3 protein-coding genes are annotated in these 4,392 nt (G+C 58.7%); 1 reads left to right on the top strand and 2 read right to left on the bottom strand.

Annotation, left to right across the window (positions count from 1 at the left end; genetic code table 11):
* Both AC1DYX_RS28220 and AC1DYX_RS28215 read right to left on the bottom strand, forming a co-directional pair.
* Positions 1-1,219 (bottom strand): methyl-accepting chemotaxis protein (locus AC1DYX_RS28220; protein WP_477265086.1); only part of this gene is annotated, 1,219 nt, incomplete at its 3' end.
* Positions 1,220-1,407: 188 nt separating this feature from the next.
* Positions 1,408-2,661 (bottom strand): putative Na+/H+ antiporter, encoded by a 1,254-nt coding sequence (locus tag AC1DYX_RS28215; RefSeq protein ID WP_477265084.1) that lies wholly within the window; start codon positions 2,659-2,661, stop codon positions 1,408-1,410.
* Between the two features lie 642 nt (positions 2,662-3,303).
* Here AC1DYX_RS28215 and AC1DYX_RS28210 point away from each other — a divergent pair.
* Entirely contained in the window at positions 3,304-3,639 is a 336-nt protein-coding gene (locus AC1DYX_RS28210; protein ID WP_477265082.1) for a hypothetical protein, read from the top strand.
* Positions 3,640-4,392 lie beyond the last annotated feature (753 nt).

The following is a 4,392-nucleotide window of genomic DNA, read 5'->3' as shown; positions in this document are numbered from 1 at the left end:
TGCGCACCTCGGCGGCGACGACGGCGAAGCCGCGGCCCTGTTCGCCCGCGCGCGCCGCCTCGACGGCCGCGTTGAGCGCGAGGATGTTGGTCTGGAATGCGATACCGTCGATGACGCCGATGATGTCCACGATGCGCGAGGACGAGGAGTGAATGAGCTCCATCGTGCGCACCACATCGCCGACCGCGGTACCGCCGCTCGCGGCGACGGTCGACGCGCGCAGCGCCAGCTGGTTGGCTTCCTCGGCCGCCGCGGCGTTGGATTGCACGGTGGTCGTCAGCGCGGCCACCACCCGGCTCGCCTGCTCCAGCGAGGAGGTCTGGCGCTCGGTGCGCTCGGCCAGGTCGCGATTGCCCACCGAGATCTGGGCCGTACCGGCCGACAGGTTGTCCGCCGCATCCTTGATGCTGCCCACCATGCCGGCCAGCGTGCGGCGCATCGTGCGGATCGAGGCCAGCAGGCTGTCGCCGGCCTTGTCGCCTTCCTCCACCTCGACCTCGATGTCGAGGCGTCCCGCAGCCACCTGCCGGCAGATGTCGGCCGCGTAATCGGGATCGCCGCCGAGGCGCCGCCGCACGGTCTTCAGGATGAACCAGGCCACGGCCAGGCTGGTGCCGAGCGAGACCGCCAGCACGGCCAGCATCGCCAGCTGCGCGTGGTCGATGCGGCTCGCGGCCGCCTTCTCGTCGGCATCGCTGCGCGCCGTCGCCAGCTTCACGACCTGGTCGATGGCCTTGCGATGCTGGTCGTAGAGACCGTTCAGGTCGCGCATGATGGCCGCCACCTGTGCCTGGTCGCCGTCCGCCAGCGCCGGCACCAGCTTCTTGAATGCGAGATCGTAAAAAGCCTGCGCCGGCACATACGCCTGCCCCAGCATGAAGTCGCTCAGCTCGGGATCGAGTCCGGCCGCCTTCCAGTAGCGGTGGCGTGTCTCGTAGTCGTCACGCAAGGCTTTCAGGCGTTCGACCAGGGTGGTGCGCTGGTCCGGTCCGGCCTGCGCCAGCTGCAGCGTGACCAGGTAGGACTCGATGATGTATTCGGGCGGCGGCAGCACGTCGGCCACCAGGTCCTTGTTCTGGACGATGTGATCGTACAAGGGGCCGCCGACCTTGAGGGACTGCAGCGTGTTGAACGCCACGGCGCCGAAGATGGCAAAACCGATGAAAAACGTGGACAGCAAAAAGCCGAAACGACGTGTCAATGCGGATGTTTTCTTCAAGGCTTCCTCCCCGAATGATCATTTGCTGAATGGACGTAATCGGGAAGTAAAACATGGATATTTCAGCGGAAAAAGAAATAAATTTTCCGCATTGCAACATTTGCGCAGGCTTGGTGCAGGACTCGGGATTTGCACCAGATGGGTGCCGGTTTTACCGATTATTCGTTGTAAATACGCAACTATTGAGTCTAGAACAAAAACAGGATCGCCGCCGCACAAGTGGGTGCGGAGGCTCCCAGCAACAGGCCCACGGCCCCGATCGACTCGTCGTTGAAGCCGCGCCGCAGCAGGGCGACGCCGGCCGGGTTCGGCGCGTTGGCGATGACGGTCAGGCCGCCACCGGCCACGGCACCCGCCACCAGCATGTATTGCGCCCGCCCGGACAGCCCGGCGATCAACGAGCCGAGATAGGTCAGCGCGGCATTGTCCGTGATCGCCGTCAGGCCCAGCGCGCCGAAGAACAGGGCGGTCGGCTCGAGCCGCGCGACGATCGGCTGCAGCCACCATTGCTGCATCCCGCCCAGCACGACGAGGCCCGCGAGGAAGAAGCCGACGAGCAGGCCTTCCTTCAGGATCAGCGGATCCTGGTAGCGCGGATAAGCCTGGGTGATGCCGAGGAACAGCAGGAAGACGCCGAGGAACAGCACGGGATGGTGGGCCAGCAGCACGATCGCCACCAGCACGCCCAGGTGGGTCAAGGTGACGAGGACCGGCATGCGCACGGGCGCCTCGCCCTCGATGGATACGTCGAACGGGCGCAGGTGAGGGCGCAGCAGCACGGTCATGACACTCGCGTTGACCAGTACGGCGATGGCGGCGCGCCAGCCGAAGTGCGTGAGCATGTGGACGCTGTCCCAGTCCCACGCGCCGGCGACCATCAGCACGGGCGGTGCGGCATAGGCCGTCAGCGTGCCGCCGATCGACACGTTGACGAACAGGACGCCGAGCGCCCCGTATTTCAGCCATTCCGGCATCCCCTGGCGGAACACGGACGGCGCCAGCATCAGCGCGGCGATCGTCATCGCGGCCGGTTCCGTGACCAGCGAGCCGGCCAGCGGCACGAACGCGAGGCCGAGCCAGGTCTGCGCGACTTCCGCGCGCAGCGGCAGCAGGCGCGCGAGCAGGCGCACGAGCGCGCGCGCCGCCTCCAGCACGGGACGTGACGCGGCCACCACCATCACGACGAACACGAACAGGGGCTCCGTGTACTGGCGCGACTCGGCATAACCGATGGCGGCGGTGCTGCCCTCGACGAAGGCCATTGCCACGATCAGCACGAAGGCCCAGAAGCCGAATACCACCTCGACTTCGCCGAGCAGGTGGAACAGGCCGGCGTGGCGCGGGTAGTCGTGCGCGAGGCCTTCGAACAGGCGGGTGGCCAGCGTGTGCAGCAGGGCGAGCACGAACAGGGCCAGGGCGATCTTGTGCATGGGGGTGGTCATGGGCGGATCCTTTGTGTTGCGGTCGGCGCAAGTATAGGGGCTGGCTGCGCCGGGACGCGTTCCGCCATCCATTCGTGACCTGAATGCGATGGGTCGTTCCACGTATCGGCCGTCCGTCGTTATGGCGACAGGGCCTACTGATTCGCATAAGTCCTCTCAGCCCTCTCAATCCGCGGCGATTCGTTGCTTTTATGTTTTCGAAATGGTGGCGAAATAATTCAGGTGTAACGGGAATTAGTGAACTTATTTGAGTAATAGTTGGTCTGTGTGGCGGAATTATTTTTCGTTAATAGATTGGCGTCTGGATGTTACGATCTTGTTGGGATTGGATAGATTTTTGACGTATTTTTAAGATAAAATTGAAGGTTTCGCAGTGGCACCTTAGTGTCTTTGGATGGCGGTGATACCTTTGTCCAGGCCATTCTCTGATGTCGACTGATTCACGCTTTTGAATGCGCGATAGGAAAAATAAGACTTCCTTCAATCGTGACGACTGCGGATCGTAACCGTTTTTATGTGACCATGATGGCCACCAGACTGCCAAGGTTCCCGTTTATATCTATTACGATGCCATCGATGGTTGCCTGTAATCATTTATGGGTTGCGTGAGGGCGATTGAGTTCATTGAATTTGGTGACGTTTATGAAAAAATTACTGCTCCGTTTTCTATTCATTGTGGCGTTTTTCGGTGCGTCTGGTTCTGTTTTGGCAGGAACCCAAACCGGACATGTGGTGCATATACATGTGCGGGCAAGCGACGGTTTGGTTTACGTAATACTTGATGGGGCGTTGTCGAATCGACCAGCCTGCGCAACGATAAATTACTGGATGATTAAAAATGAGAATTCCACTAGTGGGAAACAGCAACTAGCCCAGTTGCTGGCGGCGAAAGCGAGCGGGCAAGAAATTACGTTAGTGGGCTCGAATACTTGTACGCGCTGGTCTGATGGAGAAGACATCGATGATGTGGTTTTCTGATTTTCTATACTGAATGACATCTGGTCTTGAGTTCGAGCCGGTTTTGAACTGGTTATCAATAAAATGCGTTTTACCCGACCTCTATGAAAACTATGAAGCACTCTGATTTTTCGATGATTTTCTCGTGTAACAAGATCAAGCGAAAATTTAAAATATTGGTGACCTTGCTTGTCGGCACAATTTCATGTGCGGCATACGCAATCGATGGTTGGTCCGTGTCAACGAAAATCACTGAAGTTCTTTCATACAATCAGTTCGGAAGTGGGGATGTCGCTTTTAGTGTCGCCAACCCAACGACTAATTGTCCGTCTGGTTATTGGATTACAAAATCCGATCCCGGATTTAGTGCGAACTTTGCAATCATACTCGGGGCATACTTGTCCCAGAATTCGGTTCGTGTTGTTGGACTGCCGGAGCAAAAGTGGGCTGGCTCTTCAGGAACTTATTGTAAGGTTTATGTGATCTCGCCGAGTTAGTTTCGAGGGCTCCTCGAATTTCAGTAACCTGTCCGGGTTCAGCTGAAAATTAAATAATTGTTCGATAAAAATGAGCGATTACTAACCTTCTAGAAAGTAATGTTAGTTCGTAATATAATGCTTGCATGAAATGCAAACGAACTTCTGACGGGCGAAAACTGGATCACCACTCGCTTCAGGTGATGCGCCAGCAGGCGATCAAAGCGGTGCGCGAAGGCCAGTCGGTGGCGAACGTCGCGGCCGCTTATGGTGGCGAACGTCGCGGCCGCTTATGGTG

It is taken from the genome of Massilia sp. P2_C2 (assembly GCF_056404615.1).
Note: the sequence above shows the minus strand (reverse complement) of the source record. Positions and strands in the feature narration are given on the sequence as shown.